Origin of the sequence: Streptomyces sp. MS19 (assembly GCF_047200595.1) — a bacterium.
Classification (GTDB): domain Bacteria; phylum Actinomycetota; class Actinomycetes; order Streptomycetales; family Streptomycetaceae; genus Streptomyces.
In genome coordinates, this window is the sequence record NZ_JBJZOH010000008.1 from 176427 (window position 1) to 194693 (window position 18267).

General features: G+C 69.0%; 22 protein-coding genes. 19 read left to right on the forward strand and 3 right to left on the reverse strand.

Annotation, left to right across the window (positions count from 1 at the left end; all coding sequences use genetic code 11):
• The first annotated feature begins 40 nt into the window (after positions 1-40).
• From ACL02R_RS11570 to ACL02R_RS11660, 19 genes are all read left to right on the forward strand, one after another.
• Positions 41-424, forward strand: a complete 384-nt coding sequence (locus ACL02R_RS11570; protein ID WP_412796765.1) for a hypothetical protein — start codon at positions 41-43, stop codon at positions 422-424.
• A 16-nt stretch (positions 425-440) separates the two neighbouring features.
• Positions 441-1013, forward strand: a complete 573-nt coding sequence (locus ACL02R_RS11575) for a hypothetical protein (protein WP_412796766.1) — start codon at positions 441-443, stop codon at positions 1011-1013.
• 96 nt (positions 1014-1109) lie between these two features.
• A complete protein-coding gene (locus ACL02R_RS11580; RefSeq protein ID WP_412796818.1) occupies positions 1110-1511 on the forward strand; it encodes a hypothetical protein in 402 nt (133 codons plus the stop codon).
• Positions 1512-1529: 18 nt separating this feature from the next.
• Positions 1530-2165 carry a hypothetical protein gene (locus tag ACL02R_RS11585; protein WP_412796767.1) on the forward strand — a complete coding sequence of 212 codons (636 nt, stop codon included), beginning with the start codon at positions 1530-1532 and terminating at the stop codon, positions 2163-2165.
• Between the two features lie 16 nt (positions 2166-2181).
• On the forward strand, positions 2182-2898 hold the full coding sequence (locus tag ACL02R_RS11590) for a hypothetical protein (protein ID WP_412796768.1): 717 nt from the start codon (positions 2182-2184) through the stop codon (positions 2896-2898).
• Positions 2895-3263, forward strand: a complete 369-nt coding sequence (locus tag ACL02R_RS11595) for a hypothetical protein (RefSeq protein ID WP_412796769.1) — start codon at positions 2895-2897, stop codon at positions 3261-3263. Before ACL02R_RS11590 ends, ACL02R_RS11595 begins: the two co-directional genes overlap by 4 nt.
• Entirely contained in the window at positions 3260-4048 is a 789-nt protein-coding gene (locus ACL02R_RS11600; RefSeq protein WP_412796770.1) for a DUF317 domain-containing protein, read from the forward strand. The genes ACL02R_RS11595 and ACL02R_RS11600 overlap by 4 nt, the downstream gene beginning before the upstream one ends.
• 2 nt (positions 4049-4050) lie before the next feature.
• Positions 4051-4821, forward strand: a complete 771-nt coding sequence (locus ACL02R_RS11605; RefSeq protein ID WP_412796771.1) for a DUF317 domain-containing protein — start codon at positions 4051-4053, stop codon at positions 4819-4821.
• A gap of 11 nt (positions 4822-4832) precedes the next feature.
• Positions 4833-5357: a hypothetical protein gene (locus tag ACL02R_RS11610; RefSeq protein ID WP_412796772.1), complete on the forward strand. Its 525-nt coding sequence runs from the start codon at positions 4833-4835 to the stop codon at positions 5355-5357.
• A gap of 3 nt (positions 5358-5360) precedes the next feature.
• Positions 5361-7139, forward strand: coding sequence for a TraM recognition domain-containing protein (locus ACL02R_RS11615; RefSeq protein WP_412796773.1), 1779 nt, complete (start codon positions 5361-5363; stop codon positions 7137-7139).
• A 275-nt stretch (positions 7140-7414) separates the two neighbouring features.
• Positions 7415-8119, forward strand: coding sequence for a hypothetical protein (locus ACL02R_RS11620; RefSeq protein WP_412796774.1), 705 nt, complete (start codon positions 7415-7417; stop codon positions 8117-8119).
• Positions 8120-8243: 124 nt separating this feature from the next.
• A complete protein-coding gene (locus ACL02R_RS11625) occupies positions 8244-9101 on the forward strand; it encodes a hypothetical protein (RefSeq protein WP_412796819.1) in 858 nt (285 codons plus the stop codon).
• 73 nt (positions 9102-9174) lie between these two features.
• A complete protein-coding gene (locus ACL02R_RS11630; protein ID WP_412796775.1) occupies positions 9175-9717 on the forward strand; it encodes a hypothetical protein in 543 nt (180 codons plus the stop codon).
• 8 nt (positions 9718-9725) lie between these two features.
• Positions 9726-10880, forward strand: a complete 1155-nt coding sequence (locus ACL02R_RS11635; RefSeq protein WP_412796820.1) for a DNA cytosine methyltransferase — start codon at positions 9726-9728, stop codon at positions 10878-10880.
• Positions 10880-11983 (forward strand): DnaB-like helicase N-terminal domain-containing protein, encoded by a 1104-nt coding sequence (locus ACL02R_RS11640; RefSeq protein ID WP_412796776.1) that lies wholly within the window; start codon positions 10880-10882, stop codon positions 11981-11983. Before ACL02R_RS11635 ends, ACL02R_RS11640 begins: the two co-directional genes overlap by 1 nt.
• A 110-nt stretch (positions 11984-12093) precedes the next feature.
• Positions 12094-13011 carry a hypothetical protein gene (locus tag ACL02R_RS11645; protein ID WP_412796777.1) on the forward strand — a complete coding sequence of 306 codons (918 nt, stop codon included), beginning with the start codon at positions 12094-12096 and terminating at the stop codon, positions 13009-13011.
• Positions 13012-13054: 43 nt separating this feature from the next.
• On the forward strand, positions 13055-13585 hold the full coding sequence (locus ACL02R_RS11650) for a DUF317 domain-containing protein (RefSeq protein WP_412796778.1): 531 nt from the start codon (positions 13055-13057) through the stop codon (positions 13583-13585).
• 885 nt (positions 13586-14470) lie between these two features.
• A complete protein-coding gene (locus tag ACL02R_RS11655; RefSeq protein ID WP_412796779.1) occupies positions 14471-14704 on the forward strand; it encodes a DUF397 domain-containing protein in 234 nt (77 codons plus the stop codon).
• A 105-nt stretch (positions 14705-14809) separates the two neighbouring features.
• Positions 14810-15727, forward strand: coding sequence for a helix-turn-helix domain-containing protein (locus tag ACL02R_RS11660; protein ID WP_412796780.1), 918 nt, complete (start codon positions 14810-14812; stop codon positions 15725-15727).
• A 23-nt stretch (positions 15728-15750) separates the two neighbouring features.
• On the opposite strand, the gene ACL02R_RS11665 is transcribed toward ACL02R_RS11660, so the two are convergent.
• The 3 genes from ACL02R_RS11665 to ACL02R_RS11675 form a co-directional block, all read right to left on the reverse strand.
• Entirely contained in the window at positions 15751-16599 is an 849-nt protein-coding gene (locus ACL02R_RS11665) for an SAM-dependent methyltransferase (protein ID WP_412796781.1), read from the reverse strand.
• Between the two features lie 188 nt (positions 16600-16787).
• Entirely contained in the window at positions 16788-17276 is a 489-nt protein-coding gene (locus ACL02R_RS11670; protein WP_412796782.1) for a hypothetical protein, read from the reverse strand.
• Complete coding sequence (locus tag ACL02R_RS11675; RefSeq protein ID WP_412796783.1) at positions 17273-18169, reverse strand: helix-turn-helix domain-containing protein; 897 nt, start codon at positions 18167-18169, stop codon at positions 17273-17275. Before ACL02R_RS11675 ends, ACL02R_RS11670 begins: the two co-directional genes overlap by 4 nt.
• Positions 18170-18267 lie beyond the last annotated feature (98 nt).

Below are 18267 nucleotides of genomic sequence, written 5' to 3' on the forward strand. Positions count from 1 at the left end.
ACTCCGACAAGCGCACCTTCCTTCCTATCTGAGAGAGATCATGGCCAACCCCACCGGCGAAGATGATCACTACGCCCACCTGATCGAGGCCGTCGAAGCGGCAGGAGAACCGGAGAAGGCCGCCAGCCTCGTCGCACGGATCGTCCAGCCGGAAGCCGGAGTGCTCGACCAGCTCGCCGACCTTCTGGAAACGGCCGCCGATCACGTACGGGAAACGACGGACGACACCGCCCTCGACCTCCACTACGACTTCACCGACGCCGCGACCGCGCTGCGCGGTATCGCAGGCGATCTCACAGGACCGGCCGAGCACCTGCGCGCCTTGGTCCACCGCATCCCCCACGCCGCTCCGCCTGACTTCCCAGCCGCACCACCGCCCTCGCAGACGGCCTCGCCCACGGCGGCCCGCAGGACACCGCGCTGACTCCCAAGGAGCCTTGTTGTCCACACATTCCGTCATCGCCCGCCCCGGTGACGGGGACCGCATCCACGCCGTCTACTGCCACTTCGACGGCGGCCCCAGCCACCAGCTCCCCCTCCTGCTCACCGCGTACAGGTACCGGTTCGGCCAGGCACTGGACGACATGACCCGGCATCTCATCACCGACGCGCCCGCCGGCTGGGACGTCCTGGGAACAGACTTGCTCGCCGGAGCCCCCGAAGAGCTGCGCTCTCGAATAGCGCCCTATCTCGATCCCAGCCGGAAGCAGGCCACCACCGACGCGACATCCGTTGCGGACGCCCCCCTCACCACCACCTTGCGCGAGCTGAGGCACTCCAGCCTGAGCTGGGCATACGTCCTCGGCCAGCGCGGCATCGACGTCATCCCGCTCACCCACTGGAGCGGCCCGGAGCGCTACCTCGTCACCTGGGCCACCGATGCCCGCAGCTACTTCCCCGACGACCCAGACCACTGGGTGCCCCCTCGCCGTAGCCGGACCGCCCGAGCGGCGAAGCCGCACCCGCGAACGGCAGACGCAACGTCACCGGTGCCCCGGCGCTCGCGTACATGACGGACGCCGATTAGCCAAAACGGGCCACGCGGGGACCCTGGATACACGCCCCCGTCCCCGCGTTCGCCGAGGAATGTCGTGATCGAACCGCGCCCCATGCACGAGATCCCCGCGGGGACACGCCTGCCCGATCCTCTGACCCCAGTGCGGGACATCACTCACCGTCACTTCCGGGCCGGCGACCGGATCGCGATCATCCGCGGCACCGTGCGGGGACAGCTGTGGGGTGACTGCCTGCACGTGGTCGCGCCGTCCTGGCACACCCCGACCGACGAGGACGGCTGGCGCCTGCGCGACCCCGACGGCGGGGAGCTCAGTTACATCACCGCCCACCCGCGCCACCTCGTCCACCTCGACCGCCGCTGCGCCGACTGCCTCATCCACCTGCGAGCACTGGCCGGCCACCTCCTGCCAAGAGTTCCCGGCCTCCAGGCGCTCGACGCGGGCTGGTACTCGCTCACTCCCCTCCACCAGCTCGTGCACGTCGGCGACCGATAGAGAGGACAGGCACCACCGATGCCTTCTAACCACATGGTGTCCATCGGCCGCGAGCAGCCCGGCGGGCAGGTCACCGCCCGAGGCGGTGACCCACGCGCCCACAGCATCCTCCAACGGGCGGCCTGGGTGCCGGTCGTCCGGCTGAACGAGACGTACCACCGGCTTCCCCACAACCTCGACACCGCGGACGAACGTCGGCTGGCCGTACGCGCTGTCTCCAGGCTCCGCACCGCCGGGTGCATCGTCGCCGCCGATGCCGCGTTCGACACCCAGGTGTACTCCGCCCACCGATCCGCCACCGGCGCTGTCCTGGAGTACCTCGCCGAGTGCATCCGCGGCGCGGCTACGACCGACGAAGCAGCCGAAGCCCTCACCGAGCTGACCGCGGACCACGATGGAGTACTCGAGGGGCTGCACGAGGTACTGAACGCCACAGCGGATCTAGTGGAGTACCTGGGCCAGCCGCCGGACCGGTACGTCGCCCGGAGGCTGCGACACCTCGCCGACGAGCACCTCGGCGTGATCAGCTCCGACCTCCGCAGCATCCGCAACGACCTCGCCGACCGCCACGAACAGTGCGGCGATCTCCACGTCCCGCACCGCCATGACGCACCCGCCGCGGCTGTCTCGCCCACCGTTCCCCGCCACCGCTGATCCCCGCAGGGAGACCATGCACGATCCCGACTTCGAAACGTTTATCCTTCTACTGGCCGACGCGCTGCCCGGCACCTGGACGGGCCGCTATCACCCCGACGCCGACCACACGTTCGCCCGACTCACGGCAGACGTGTGGGACATGAATCTCATCGCCGACGCCCTCGCCCGCTCCCCGCTCACCGAATGCGCAACACTCACTGACACCGACGGAACCCGGCTGTTCGTGATGGCCAATCCGACGCAGAACAACGGGTTCCTCATCGCCACCATGGCGCCAGCCCTGCCGACGGAGGCATTCCGGGACGTCCGGGAGCCGGACGGTATCGCCGTGCCGGACGACCCGCTCAGCGCCGCCCGGTCCATCGCCTGGGACCTGCTGCCGCGCTACCGCACCGCCGTCGCCCGAGTCCGGGACAACGCGCGCCGTCCCCCGTCCTCGGACGACACGCTCGTCCTGACCTGGTCCGGCCGCTCCCTGCGCACACCCCGCCCGCAGCGCCCCGACGTGGCAGCCCTCCTGGCGGAGTACGGCTTCAACGCCGGGGACGACGACATGGTCCTGCCCGGCGACGACCCCGCCGTGCAAGCGGCGTTCCTTCAGACCCTCGGCACACGGCTGGCCGCCCTGGGGATCGGGCTCGCCCTGCGCACCGCCACGTCCGCGCCCACCGCGACCGTCCCTGTTCAACGGGGCGTACGAGCCTCCGAGTTCCAGCAGCGCGCACGGTGACGCATCCCCCGCACCGCCCAGCAGGCCGAGCCGAGGCCATCGCCTGGGAGATCGACATGCTCACCGAGCAGCTGCTGCGCGCTTCCCCACAGGCGGCGGTCCGAGTCCTCGCGACCGTGCTCGACACCGACAACGGCGTTCTGGGCCGCATGGTCGCGCTGCTGTCCACGAGTTCACGCGTCGCGCACCAGCATGCAGCCCACTTCGCACTGCCGGAGAGAACGTCGCTCGCGCTCGGCCGCGCCGCCAACAAGGTGTACGACATCGCTCTGGACCTGAACATCCACGCCGAGCACTTCGCCGAACTCGCCGACACGCCGCCGCCTCCCGCGCCACCGGCACCCCCCACGGGGAGGCACCGGTGACTTCGGCACGGCGGGCCGGTTGGACAGCCGAACGGCCCGAGCAGCACTACCTCGTGGAACCCCGCTACCTCGCCGGCGGCGGTGACCTGCGCTACGTCACCGAGGCGTTGCGCGCCTCCGGCTGGCGGACCACGACGCTACAAGAACACGCGACCATTCTGCTCAGCCCCGACCGTGCTGTCCGGATCGGCTTCGCACCGGACGGCTGGGCCGTGGCCGGCGTGACCGACGGCGGCGACGCCTGGCACGCGGAGCTTTCCCCGCGCACGCCCGTGGAGATCATCGCCGGATTCACCGACGCACTCACCCGTCCTCCTGCCGCTCACGCCCCCAACGTGTGGGCACCCCTGCGAGAACACGGATGGCAGGAGGAACAGGGACAGCACGTCTCCGCCGTCAGCGCTGCCCGCGATGCGTGGGTGCAATATCACCAACCGGGCCCCGGCCGGGCCCAGTGGTGGATCGGCGCTGCGGCCGAGCACGGAACGATGTGGTCAGCCCGGTTCACCGCCACCACTCCCCTGTACCTCCTGGAAGCGTTCACCGGCGCCCTCGCCGACCCGGAACCCGTCCTGCGTCCCCGCGCACATGTGCCGACCAGCAACCGGCTGCGCACCACCTCCGTATCCGTACTGCCCGCCCAGTACACCGCGTGGCTCCAGGCCCGTGTCAGCACGGCCCGATCCGCCACCTGGGCACGCAACGCCCCCACCGCCCGGCGGCACACGAACCGCCTCCTCACCGCTCACCGGAACGCCCCTTCCACGCCCGCACCACGCAGGTGACCATGCCCGTAACCCGCCGACAGCTCGACGACTACACCGAGCGCCACGCCTGGACGCTCCTCTTCGACACTGTCCCGCGCGCCCTTGCGGGACCGGGCGACCCCCGACACGTCACCCACCCCCTGGCCGCAGCAGGATGGACCAACACGGCCGACCCGCTCGCCGCACAGGTGCGGCTGGTCAGCCCCGACGGCCAGACCACCCTGCACCACAGCGCGCAGCCGCCCGCCCGGCACGCCTGGTACCTCTCCGCCCCGGACTGGTACGCGGTGTTCGACCAGACGACTCCCGTCGAAATCGTCGCCGGCCTCACCGACGCCCTGATCGTCCCGCCGCCCCCAGCCACACCCGAGCCGATGACCACCCTCAAGGACGCCGACTGGAGCGTCGCTCAGGCCACCAACGGCACCTGGTGGGCGCACTCCCCCGACAAACTCCTGGAGTTCACGGGACAAGCAGGCTCGTGGCGCTTCTGGGCCCACGACGACGGCCCGGACCGCATCATCTGGCACGCCAGCATCCAGCAGACGGTTGCCGAACACGTCCTGCACAGCCTCGTCCGTGCCCTGGCCGACACCTCCCCTGTACAGCGCGGTTCACACGACCACACCGCGTACGACGTCACTCAGGAACCAAGCCGGGTCAGCCCACAGGACTTTGTCCAAGCCCACAGGGCCCGCGTCCGAAACGCCGCGCGAGCCGCCCGCCGCACGGCGGCGACAGCCCCACTCGTCCCCCGCGCATCAGCGCCCGAGACAGCACGAAACCGGTAACCGCCTTGGCAATGCCCACCGCTCATGACCTCGACCTGGCAGCCCTGGCTGTCTACCTTCACGAAGCCGACCGTATCCTGGTCAGCTGGGACACCTGGGCCGACCGGCACACCGACACGGACGGCTGGCCGCACGACGCCGACCGCTACGGCGAGCGTGCTGCCCAACGTGACGCAGACATCTGGCGCGCGTTCTCACCCGTACGACAGTGCGCGGGCACCCTGATCAACACCGCCCGGAGGCAGGTGAAGCAGCTCCCCCAGGGAGACGCCCATGACCGCTGGAGCCACGGGCTCGACACGCTCGCCTCAGCGCTGGAACGCATCGACGCCTTGGAGGCGGAACGCGCGGGCGCCTCGGACCAGGAGGAGGCCGTCTTCGTCCGGAACGAGGAGGCGTGGCCCGCCTTGGACGACTGGGCGGTTCACGGCCACGTGCTCATCGAGATAGACGTGGCCGCCCAGCAGCGGAACGCGGCTTCCCCGCCATCGCCCGCGCCGCGGCCGCGCCAGGAGAAGCCACGCCGCCGACGCTGACCGTTGCCCCAGAACAACTCGTCCCCGGACTCCTACAACTTCGCCTTCCGGCTGCTGCTCGCCACGGTCGCCGTTGTCCTCCCGCTGTCGCACGCCGCCTGGCTCGGCGGCAACCTCACCTCCCTGCTGACCGGCGGGCCATGGGCTCCCTACGAACCGGCGGACGCTCTGCTGCACCGTGACCAGATGTGGCCGCACACCGGGCACACCGCCCTCTTGGTGGGCGCCCTCGTCCTCCCCCTGGTCGTGACGGGCACAGCCGCCGTCGCGGGCCTGTGGTGGTGGAGCCGCCGCAGGACATCGGTGAAGAAGCGGTTCACCGGGATGGCCAAGGCTCGCGACATCGAGCCGCTGCTCGACAAGGCCGTCGCCGCCAAGGCACGCACGCTGCGCCCGAGTCTCGCGACGGCGGGCCGCCTCGCCCCGCAGGACAGCGGCGTACTCCTGGGCAACCTGGTCGGCACCTCGCAAGAGGTCCGCATGGGCTGGGAGGACGTCGCCGTCGCGATCATGGCCCCGCGTTCCGGGAAGACCACGAGCCTGGCCATCCCGTCCATCCTCTCGGCCCCCGGCCCGGTCCTTCTCACCTCGAACAAAGCCGCCGGCGACGCCTTCGCCGCCACCTTGCAGGCCCGCGCCGCCACCGGCACGGCGTGGACGTTCGACCCCCAGCAGATCGCCCACGCCGAACGGACCATGTGGTGGAACCCGCTGACCGGCGCCACCACCCTCGAGGGAGCGAACCGGCTCGCCGGGCACTTCCTCGCCGCCTCCGTGGACGCCTCCCAGCAGGGCGACTTCTGGTCGAAGGCCGCCTCCAACATCCTCGGCCAGCTCTTCCTGGCCGCCGCCCTCGACCGGCGCCCGATCACCGATGTCATGGGCTGGCTCGCGTTCCCCGCCGACCGCACTCCCCTCGATGTCCTGCGCGACCACGGTTTCACGGCCGTCGCCGCCCAGCTCAAGGGCACCGTCGAAGGACCGCCGGAGACGCGCGATGGCATCTACGAAACCGCCCGTCAGTACGCCGCCGCACTGCTGAACGCCACCACGGCCGCCTGGGTCACCCCCCGCGACGACGCGGCCGAGTTCCGCCCGGCGGACTTCGTGTGCTCCACCGACACGCTGTACTTGCTGAGCAAGGACGGCGGCGGCGGAGCGTCCGCACTCATCGCCGCCTGCGCCGACGCCGTCATGCGGGCCGCCACCGAACACGCAGAACGCTCCGGCGGACGCCTCGACCCACCCATGCTCACGGTCCTCGACGAAGCCGCCAACGTCTGCCGTATCGCCGACCTTCCCGACCTCTACAGCCACCTCGGCTCACGCGGCGTCATCCCGATCACCATCCTGCAGTCCTACCGCCAGGGCCAGAAAGTCTGGGGCGACACCGGGATGGACGCCCTGTGGTCCGCCGCCACCATCAAGATCATCGGCAGCGGCATCGACGACCTCGACTTCGCCGACAAGCTCTCACGCCTCATCGGCGACCACGACGTCGAGACCACCTCCACCTCCCTGTCCGACTCCGGGAAGTCCACCAGCATCTCCATGCGACAGGAACGCATCCTTCCCCCGGACGCCATCCGCGCCCTCCCCAAGGGCACCGCGCTGTGCTTCGCCACCGGCCTGCGCGCCGCCGCCCTCACCCTGCGCCCCTGGTACCGCGAATCCGACGCACCGGCCATCGCCGCGGCCTCCGCCCGCGTCACCGCCGACATCACCCACCGCGCCACCGCCAAGGCCAGCCCCGCACGCGAAAACTTGGGCCTGACTGCCTGACCATCGCCTCACCGCTCGGCGTTCAGCGCCGGAGCGCACAACGTCATCGCCTGCGCTCTCCGTGCCGATCCGCACAACCTGCGGACACAGCTGCGCGCCCGCCGCCGCGCGCCGTACCGCTCCCACCACACGCACACCTTTGACCGTTTGGATCTGCCATCGACTACACCGCCGCCCTTCGTCACCTCGCCCAAGACCTTCTGTCCCTCAAGGACCAGGTACGCCAGGTCGCGCCCGACCCGGGCAGCCAGATCCTGCGTTCCGTCTCTCCGCTGATGGCCAGGGCTCACCAGTTCGCGCAGGACGCCCTGCAACTGCTGGTCAGCCTCGACAGCAGCTGGTACAACTCCGCCCCCGGCAGCCGCGAGTGCCTGGAATCGATGGGCGCCGTTGTCAGCGGCGTATCCCTCGCCGGAACCGACCTCGCCACCGTGATCTACCACAACCCACTCGACGGCGAGCCTTCTCCCGGTCCCCGAGGCGACGAGGCGAGCATCCGCCGGAATCGGCACTCCCATGCCAAACCCCGCGTGACCGAGTCCCTGGACAACGCCGCCCACCAACTCGAAGTGGCCGCCGTGGCTTGTCGGTACACCGCCACGACGGTGGAGCAGGCACACACCCGCCTGGTGGACTCCCGCGAGCGGCGTGCGCGGAACGCGCCACCGGCCAAACTCTCCACCGCGCAGTGGGCAGCACTGCGAGCCATCGCCCAAGGGGGCGTCCACGTCCGCAAATCGCTGTCCGGACGCATCACCTGGATCAAGGCCACCGACGGGACACGAATCATCCAGCCCACCCTGGACGTTCTGGAAAAGCATCGCCTCGTCCAGGTGGATACCCGCCCACCGCCGCACCGCGAGCGTCCCATCACCCTCACCGCCCGAGGACGACAGGCCCTCTACCAGCGTGACAGGCCAGGCGGCAATGAGGCCCCGGCGGTGAATCCGCCCCACCCAGGACCGGGCAAATCACGGTAACCGCCCCGCCCACACCTTCCGTTCACCGCCTCGTCGCCGACGACAACCTCCCCTCGGACGTCCCTTGCCTGAACAGCCCACTTTCCGCGCGATCTCCCTCGGCGCCGGCGTGCAGTCCAGCGCCATGCTCGCCCTGTCAGCAGACGGCACACTCCCCAAGGTCGACTACGCGATATTCGCCGACACCGGCTGGGAGCCGAAGTCCGTCTATGCCCACCTCGATCGGCTCGAGGAAGAGATAGCCAAGCCCGCCGGGATTCCGGTCCTCCGCGTCTCCTCCGGCAACATCCGCTCCGACGCTCTCGACCCCCAACACCGCTTCGCTTCCATGCCCTTGTACATTCTCAACCAGGACGGCCGTCCCGGGATGACACGGAGGCAGTGCACAGGCGAATACAAGATCAAGCCCATCAAAAAGATGGTCCGCGAACTCCTCGGCTATCCCTACCCTGCCCGTATTCCCAAGAGCTTGTTCGTCGAACAGTGGGTCGGGATATCCACCGATGAATTCCACCGGGCCAAGGACGCCGACGTGCGCTACATGCGCAACCGCCATCCGCTGATCGACCTCGGCTGGACACGAGCGGACTGCCTGAAGTACCTGGTGACGCGCGGATTCGCGGGCACCCCGAAATCCGCCTGCCTCGGCTGCCCCTTCCACGGAAATGCCCAGTGGCGCACGATCCGCGACACCTCACCTGACGAGTGGGCGGACGTGCTGGCCTTCGACGCCGCCATCCGCGACGGAAACGCGAGGGCGAACGCCACCGGGAACCGACTGCTCGACAAGGCCTTCCTCCACCGCTCACGCGTCCCCCTATCCGAGGCGCCGATCGACCACGTAACGGCCGCCGAGTGGGCCGCCCGACAGCAACAGCTCGGTCACGACCAGGACGAAGACCTCCTCGAACAAGGGGCGACCGACAGCTGCTCCCCCTGGGCCTGCCGCGGCGACAGCGACGACTACACCCTCGCCGCCTGAATCACAGGCAACCGGCGCAACAGCACATCTCCGTACCCCGCCGTCATCCACTGGAACTACACAGGCGTCCCACATGACTTCTTCCAAGGCTCTTGCCCTGTTCGACCTAGCCGCGTCCCTCGACCGCATCCGCTTCCAGGTCCAGTCCCTTCCCAGATCCGAAGACGCCCACGTCCTGGTTGACCTCACTGCCTCCATGAGAATCCTCCTGCACACCTTCGAGACTGCCATCGACAACTCACACACCCGTGGCAGCTCTTCGAAAGACGCTCACCACGCCGCCCTGGCATTTGCCGAAATATTGATGCCTCTTGGAGAGGTACTCGCACACCTCGGCCGCGTACAGGAGCAGCTTGTTGCTCTGACCGCCCCGGGATTTCCTGACATGGGCTCAGTAGCAGAGGATTTCCGTCGCCACGCCCGCACGGTGATCGACGACGAAATCGAAGCAGCCGAGGAGGCGCTCGACGCGGCGGCCGGAGAATTGCGCGTCACCGCCACCCATCTTGCGCAGCCTCGCACGGTGGGGCTTACGAACCACCCCCGCGCGTCTCAGACAGAGGTCGCCGCTCCGCCACCGACCGCTCCGTCATCGGCATCGAGCAACCGCACCTGACTAACCCGCTGTTCATCGTCGACCTCTTCGCTGGGCCCGGCGGCTGGGCGCAAGGGCTCCGTCTTCTGGACGAGCAGCGCGCCGGGCTGGACGTCGGATTGGAGTGGGACGCCTGGGCGTGCCGGACGCGTGCCGCCGCCGGGTACCTCACGATCCGTACCGACGTGGCGAAGTACCCCGTCCGCCCCCTCCTGGGCCGTGTCCGGGGGTTGATAGCCAGCCCGCCGTGCCAGGCATGGTCGACGGCCGGCCGGCGGCTCGGTCTGGTGGACCAGCCGCTCGTGCACCAACTGGTGGCCGACCTCGCTGACGGACGCGATACCCGGGCAGCGCTCCTCGGCGCCTGCCGCGACCCCCGGTCCGTCCTCGCGGCCGAGCCCATGCGCTGGCTCCACGCCCTCCACGCGGTGGGGCAGCCGGAGTGGGTGGCCATGGAAGAGGTCCCGCCGGTTCTTCCTCTGTGGCGCCAGTACGCTGCCGTCCTGCGGAAGTGGGGCTTCTCCACCTGGGCAGGCGTCCTGAATTCGGCGGATTACGGCGTCCCGCAGACGAGACGCCGGGCGATCCTCCTCGCCTCCCGCACGCGGCGAGCGTCGCCGCCGGAGCCGACCCACGCAGCCGTCGCCGAGCCCGAGACGCTCTTCGGCCCAGGGCGCGAACCATGGGTGTCCATGGCCCGCGCCCTGGGGTGGGGCGCCACGGACCGGCCCGTCCCGACCGTATGCGCCGGCGGCGGGCCCGGCGGCGGACCTGAGCCTTTCCCCTCCGGTTCCCGCCGCGCACTGGCCAACGCACGGGACCGCGGCCGGTGGACGCACCGCCCCACCGACACCTCCTGGTGGCTGCGCACCAACTCCCAGCGGCACGCGTCCATACGCCGCACGGACGAACCCGCCGCGACGCTGTTCTTCGGCAACCGCGCCAACGAGTGCGTCTGGACCACCGGCTCCACCGAGGGCACTGAGGCGCCGGAGGCGATCCGGATCACGGCCGCCGAAGCCGGCGTCCTGCAGACCTTCCCCCGCGACCATCCCTGGCAGGGCAACAAGGGGCAACAGTTCAGCCAGGTCGGCAACGCCGTGCCGCCGCGGCTCGCCGCCCACCTCCTCGCCCCGCTGCTCGGCGCCTCGTTCCAGCCCGACGACTACACCCTGGCCGCCTGATGACCACCCCACCCGACCCCGGCGAGGACGACGGACTCGACACCCTCCCTCACCCCGAGCCCGCACACTACGCCGAGCAAGCCCTCCTCGGCGCCCTCCTCCTCCAGCCCGGCCGCCGTTCCGCCATCGACCTGCTGCCCGGCCACTTCGGCAACGCCACCCACCGGGCGATCTACCACGCCCTCCAGACGCTCCCGATGCCCGACCCCGTCCGGCACGAAGACACCCCAGTCTGGCCCGAAGCCGTCCTCGCCGAAGCCTCCACGCACGCGCGCGGCATCACCGCCGCCTACCTGACCACCCTCACCGGAGCCTGCCCAGTCCCCCGGCACGCCCTCAACTACGCCCGCCTCGTCCGCGCCGGCCATACCCGCCGCACGCTGCGCGTCCTCGCCGAACGGCTCGCCCACGCCCCGTCGGTGGCCGCTGCTCTGCACCACGCCGACGCGCTGGCCACCTACACGGAGACCGCGCGCAGCAACCGCTCCTCTCCCCCGGTTCACGTGCCCAGCACGGCACCCCCCTCCCAACCCGCCCACGAGACCCTGGGGGACGCCCGCGTCGAGGAACGGGCACTCATATCCAGCGCGACCAGCCAACCCGACGACCTCCCGTTCCTGGTGTCGTGGCTGCGCCCGGAGGACTTCGCCGACCCGCAGTGCGGCGCGCTCTGGAAGAGCATCACCGCGCTCGCGCACCGGGGCGAGGCGGTCGACCCGGTCACCGTCCTCGCCGAAGCGGTCCAGCACGGCGCGCTTCCCCCCGGCACCGCGCCCGCCGACCTGCTCACGACGCCGACCACCGGCCCGGCCGACCACTGGGCCGAACGCATCCTCCAGCGCGCTCTGCTCAGCCGTGCACGCGACGCCGGCAACCGCATCACCGAATCTTCCAACGACCCGAAGACCACGGTCCAGCAGCTCATCTCCACCAGCCACCGCGCTCTCCGCACCCTCGCCAGCCTCCGCACCCGCTGGCTCCACGGCCCCACGCCCGGCACCACCACCCATTACGCCGCCCGCCCGTCCACCCGTGGCAGCCCCGCCGCCGCCATCCGTCGGCCCCGGCCACCAGCTCACCACCACTCACGAGGCGTTCCCTGACCGCCACCGCACACCACGCCACCCCGGCCGACGGCCGAGGCCCACGAGTCCGAGCCGACGAGCTGCCACTCCGCCTGCCCTTCTCCATCGCCAGCCCCAGAACCACAACCGTGCGCGAGCCACAGGGAAACCGGCACCCGCTGATCCCCGCGCCCCGCCAGCGGACAGCGGAGCAGTACGGCGAGGCGGACCGGTCGACCTACCTGGGCACCGCGATGCCCGGCTGGCTCGCCCGCCGCGAATTCGGCGGCCCCCTGCCCACGCCGCTATGCGTCTCACACAGACGCCTCGCCAGCCGGAAGGTCCTCCCGCGCGCCGTCACCCCCTGGCTGCTGGACTCCGGCGGCTACTCAGAGCTGTACCTCCACGGCAGGTGGACCGTCCCCCCGGCCCGTTACGCGGCGAACGTCCGGCGCTTCCAGCAGGAGATCGGCAACCTCGACTACGCCGCGATACAGGACTGGATGTGCGAACCGCACATCCTCACCCGCACCGGCGAGGACGTCTACCGGCACCAGGCCCGGACCGTCGCCAGCTACCTGACCCTCATGTCGTACGACGACGAACTGCCCTGGATGCCCGTCCTCCAGGGCTGGCACCTGGCCGACTACCTGCGCCATGTCGAGATGTACGCGGCCGTCGGCATCGACCTGACCGCGGAACCGCGCGTTGGCCTCGGATCGATCTGCCGCCGACAAGGCACACGCGAAGCCGTACGCATCGTGGAAATCCTCTCCACCCAAGTCGGCCTGCGGCTGCACGCCTTCGGGTTCAAATCCACCGGCCTGCGCACGTGCTGGCACCAGCTGTACAGCTCCGACTCCATGGCCTGGAGTTACGGCGCCCGCCTCGGCGAACCCCTGCCCGGCTGCCCCCACAAGAAGTGCACCAGCTGCCCCGACTACGCCCTCCGCTGGCGCACCCGACTGCTCAACTCCCTCCCCCAGTGGCACAACGGAACGCTCACCCCGCCACCCGCGCCGTCGCCACCAACGAGCAACCCAGCAGCACGGACACCACACCGCTGACCCCACCACCTGCTCCCCCCCACGCCCACCGCACCCGCCATCCATGACGGAGACCGCAACCTCGATGACGCCAACCCCGCCCGACAGCCACGAGAGGGCCTTGGACGACTTCCTCCTCGCCCACCCACAGTGGCAGAAGTACCGCACCTGGGGCGACGACATAACCGTCGCCAGCCACGAATCCCTCACCCTCCGCGTGCTCCTCGACCACGAAGCCGAACGCTCCTGGGCTGACAAGTGGACCGTCGCCTCCTACACGTCCCCCGTCGGGCACCTCCAATGGCGCGCGAACGCAACCGCCCGCACGCCCCTCGAACTGATACGAGACCTCCTCGACCAACTCACCTACGACAGCGCACGAACGGCCGGCCCCGACACCATCCGCCAGCCAAGCCTCGACCGCATCTCCGGTCCCCTCACCGACAAGGGCTGGCGTCCCGAACAGGGTAGGGGCGAAATGCGGTGGCGCTCCCCAGACGGAACAACCACCTTCGCCTCCCACCCATACGCCCCGTCACCCGTCGGCCACCCGTTCATCAAATGGGCGATACAAGGGCGCACCGACGGCCCCTGAACCATCCACCTCTCCTCCGGCGTGCCCACCCCGATACTTCAGACGCTCTCCCTCACGCTGGCCGAGACCCCGGCGGAGACTCCAACAGGGCTGAAGCCCACCCGATGTCTTTACTCTCCGTCGCCTACGGGACCACAGTCGGGACACGGCCGGGCCATGCCGCGAGCCCCTGCTACTGCCGACTTCCGGCGTCCGTGAATCACTGGGGACGGCGACGAGCGCTTCTCGGTACCTGCCAAGTTCGATGCACGTAGTCAAGTGGCGTGCTCGCCAGCGGGCGGTATGTGGATGCGGGCCCAGTAGATGACACCGTCGGTGTCGGTCGTCCGGCCCCAGGAAACACTGAGTCGCCGGACGATGCGGTGCCCCAGTCGGTTCAGTTGTGTAGGGCGAAGGGTGGACTGGGTGGTGATGAAGCACAGGACGGAGGCGTGGGGGCGGGAGTAGGCGAGTGAGAGCCAGAGGTTCGCCGAGCGGTCGGACGGCTGTTGGATGACGTGAGCCATGAGTTCAGATATCACTGATTCGGCGGCTTCGGCCGCTTCTTGCGCACCCCAGTCGGTGAGGGTCGCGGCGACGAAGAATCTCCCCGCTGAGCAGCTTTGCGGCGCCACTGGGAACAAGCGCGCGGTGAACGCGCGCTTGTCCGGGTCATATTCTCGCCGCATATTCCGTTTGCCCCCGTCGCTGCTTTCTTCGTCAGATGACCCGTGCTTGCCGCCGCTTTGCGCTGGCGCATCGTGCGCCGTAGCGCCACTATCCCGGTGCTGGCTTCAACGTCGCAAGTGCGGGGTAGAAAAATCCCAAGACGCCTCTGCTTCAGGGGCATCACCCCCATTACTCCCCGGTACATGCCGGGGGGCGAGCACATAGCGGAGAGATTTGATGACGCACTATTCGAACGGGATCGCGGCCGGCGAGATTGCCGGGGCGAAGTGGCGCAAGAGCCGGGCGAGCGCTCCGACGGGGACTTGCGTGGAGATGACTGGGCTTCCGGACGGTGGCGCGGCAGTACGAAACTCCCGCGACCCGGAAGGCCCGGCGTTGATCTACACCCGCGATGAGGTCGAGGCGTTCCTGGTCGGCGTGAAGAGCGGCGATTTCGACTTCCTGCTCTGACCCCGATGCACAGACGGCGTCGCGATGCGACTCTCTGTTTCTGGCGTGCCCCCTTGCGTGACATACTGGATGCCCAGGAAGCTCGCGTGACAGGGAGAACGCTGTATGGGCAGCGAGCGTGACAGCGCACCGTCCATAGCGCAACTGATGCAGAATTCCAGCCGTTTCCCGACGGTACTGCGGATCGGCATGGGGATGCATCTGCGGGACCGCCGGGAGTCGGCTGGGCTGACGCAGCAGCAGGCCGGTCGTTTCCTCGGCCTGTCCGCCTCGGTCATCAGCCGGATCGAGGGAGGCGATTGCGACCGCATGCTCGACCCGGACGAGGTCGTCACACTTCTGCAGAAGTACGGTCAGCACGATCGGGGTGTTCTCCAGCAGGCCAGGCACCTGGCCCTCCAGGCCAACCAACCAGGGTGGTATCACAGGTTCGGTGCGCTAACGCCTGCTTTCCAGACCGTGTTCTACGACCTGGAGGCCGCAGCGACCCAGGTGCGCACCTACGAACCCCAGCACATGCCGGGATTGCTTCAGACACCCGAGTACGCATCGGCCCAAACATGGGGGGCTTTGTCCGACGCCGCACGCGAAGAGAACGAGAACAGGATCGCGTTGCGCGTGATGCGTGGGGCTCTTCTCACCGAGAAGCAGCCACCGATGCAGTACTGGGCTGTCATGGATGAGTCCATCTTCTACCGGAAGGTGGGATATTCATCCGTTCTGGCCGCTCAGTTCAAGCATCTGTTGGAGATCTCCGAACAGCCGAAGGTGACTCTGCAGGTCTTCCCCCGGGACGAGCTGCTGCCAGGACAAGTGGGCGCGATGACGATCCTGCGTGTCCCGGTTCCGGCGATGCCGGACATCGTGTACTTGGAGCGTATCGACGAGGCCGAGTACATCCAGGGGGCGGAGGAGGGTGAGCCTCATCGGAAGATGTTCGACTGGCTGGCCGCGCAGGCATTGACTCCGGAGAAGTCGAGGGACGTGTTCCGGCAGTTCTACGAGACGCACCGACGAGCTTGACGTCGTATCCCCGCTGCACCGTCTCACGACGGTGCAGCGGTCCTTGGCGGTACCAGTCCGACGCCGCCATACTCCACCCACGGTGCACCGGACGCCTTATTCTCTGCCCTGCTCCAGTCGCCTCGCCACAGGTGGACGTCCGTGAGCCCCGGGGGCACCAGCTCCAGATCTTCGAAGAAGCCGTGCACGTCCTGGCGGCGGCGCACCTTCCCCCACCGCCCTCCGGTGAGCTGGCCCATCAGCCGGGTTGCTTCCTCGCCGGCAACCGCGTCCTCGTTGACGAGATGGCTGATCACTACGCCGCTGCCGGGAACCAGCCTCTGGTGCAACTGGCGGATCAGGGCGGCCGGGTCATCTCGGTCGGGCAGGCAGTGGAGGACTGAGACGAACAGCACCGCCACCGGCTGGCGGAGATCGATCAGCCGGTTGCGGTGGGCGTGCGACAGCACAGCGTCGATCTGACGGAAGTCGGCACACACGACGTCGGCGGCCTGGTCGTCCAGTTGAGTCCGCGCGTGGGCGGCGACGACAGGGTCATCGTCCACATAGAGGGTGCGCGTACCGGGCCGCACCCGGCGGGCGATCTCGTGCACGTTGCCGGGGACAGCGTCAGGCGCAGGCAGACCTGCGCCCATGTCGATGAACTGGTCGATGCCCGCCTCGCGCGCCAGGAACTCGACGGCCCGCGCCCGGAAAAGCCGTTGCTCCAGAGCCGCCGCCTTGGCACCGGGGGCGAAGGCGAGAAGTTCCCAGCAGGCACGACGGTCGATCTCGTAGTGGTCTTTCCCATCGAGCAAGAAGTCGTACATTCTGGCGATACTGGGCGCAGTGAAATCCAGAGCCGCAGGAGAACGAGGGCGCCGCTGTGCCATACGTGATTGCCTAGCCTGGTCGGTGTTTCGTGGTCAGGTCACACAACCGTCATCGTACGGCTCTTTCTCCGTGGCCGGACCACCTGGCGGGGAAAGTCCCCGTACGAGGCCGAAGCACGTACACCCGTACGGGGAAAGCCAGTTGTGCACCGGCGCATAAACGATTTCCGAGTTCGCGCCCCCCTTTTTCATGACGTTGACAGAGGCATATTCCTTTCGGCGAGGCTGAGGAGACCGGCGACGTCCCCGTGTGGACGTCCCACCGTCCGGGAAACCAGTGTCAGCGGAACACGGAGCTGGTGGTGGAGCACCACAAGGTCCGCCTGGAACGCGGGGAGTATGCGGTACAGGGCCGCCGTGGCGTCTGCCGACGGCGCCACGGGCGCGTTGTCGACACGGTCTGTGAGGAGACTCCACGCCGCCCGTGCGGGGGAAAGGCTCGCCAGCGCGGACGACCAGCTCATGGCCAGGTCGCCAAGGGCCGCGGCCACTGCCTGCTTCGCCGCAGGCGTACTCCCCAGGCGCGCCTCGCTGTAGCGTAGATAGCACGGCTGGTGCAGGACGCAGAAGGCGGTGAACTCCAACGGCAGCTCCAGGTCGATGGCATCGCCGAGAGGCCGGGCTACCGCGGTCTGGCACAGATAGGTGCGGTGTTGACGGAGCAGTTGTTCGCTCATGTCTCGCTGCCCTTATCGGTCGTCCTGCCACGCCGGCGTCCGCTTCGGACTTCCGTGTCCGGTGGGCAGGACTTGCCTCTCCTTCCGCTCGCTGCCCGCAAGTGTCGGTACTCGACCGCCTCCCACAGCGGCTTGATCTGGCTGGGGTCACCGTTCAGCGCCCGGACGATGGCGGTGACCTTCTCCCAGTCGGGCACCTGCTTCTCGTGGAGCGTGCGGGCGATGACGTCTGCTTCCACAAGGTCGTCCGTGGCCTCTTGGATGGTGTCGAAGTCCGGTTCGCCAGCGGCGAGGTGAAGACCGCGCAACGCGGCTCCCAGCTGATCCACAGCGACAAGCAGTGGGTTGGACTGCCTGCCGGTGATTCCCCGGGCGTGCTCCCAGAGCAGACGGAAATCCTTCGGATTACCGTTGAGCTGCAGCACCAGGCCCGTGATCACGTCCCACCCTGGCAGCCGATCGCCGTTCATGATCCGCGAGACGTAGGACGACGAAACGCCGAGCCCTTCCGCAACGACGTTGACCTGCCGCCCACTCCTGCGATGGAGAGAGGTCAGTGCGGCAGCGAGACGCTGAGCGGCACGTGGACGTCCCGGCTCGGCATCAGCAGCCTTCCCGGCCGTTTCGGGAACGTCCTGCTGCATGACCCACCTGCTCAACTTTCCCTCGTCCCCGCTCCAGCGGGCACGGGCAGCGCCGACACTGAGCGAAGCGGCCTCCGCCACCTCAGCCCACGTCAATCCCGCTTCCCGCCGCTCCTGCACGGCCAGCGCCGCGAAAAACTCCGCGCCCTCGGCGATACGCGCGGCGACGCCCAGCAGCTCGCGCAGATCACGCTCCTCGTACTCCAACACCTGGAGCCGGGCCGAGAGCTGCTGCAGGACATCGGCCACAGTCGCCGCACGCCGCTCACGTTCGACACCTACACCTTTGCCCTTGTCACGCTGCCGCTGCGCCTTCCGCCGACAGGCCGGCCCGCAGAAGATCTTCT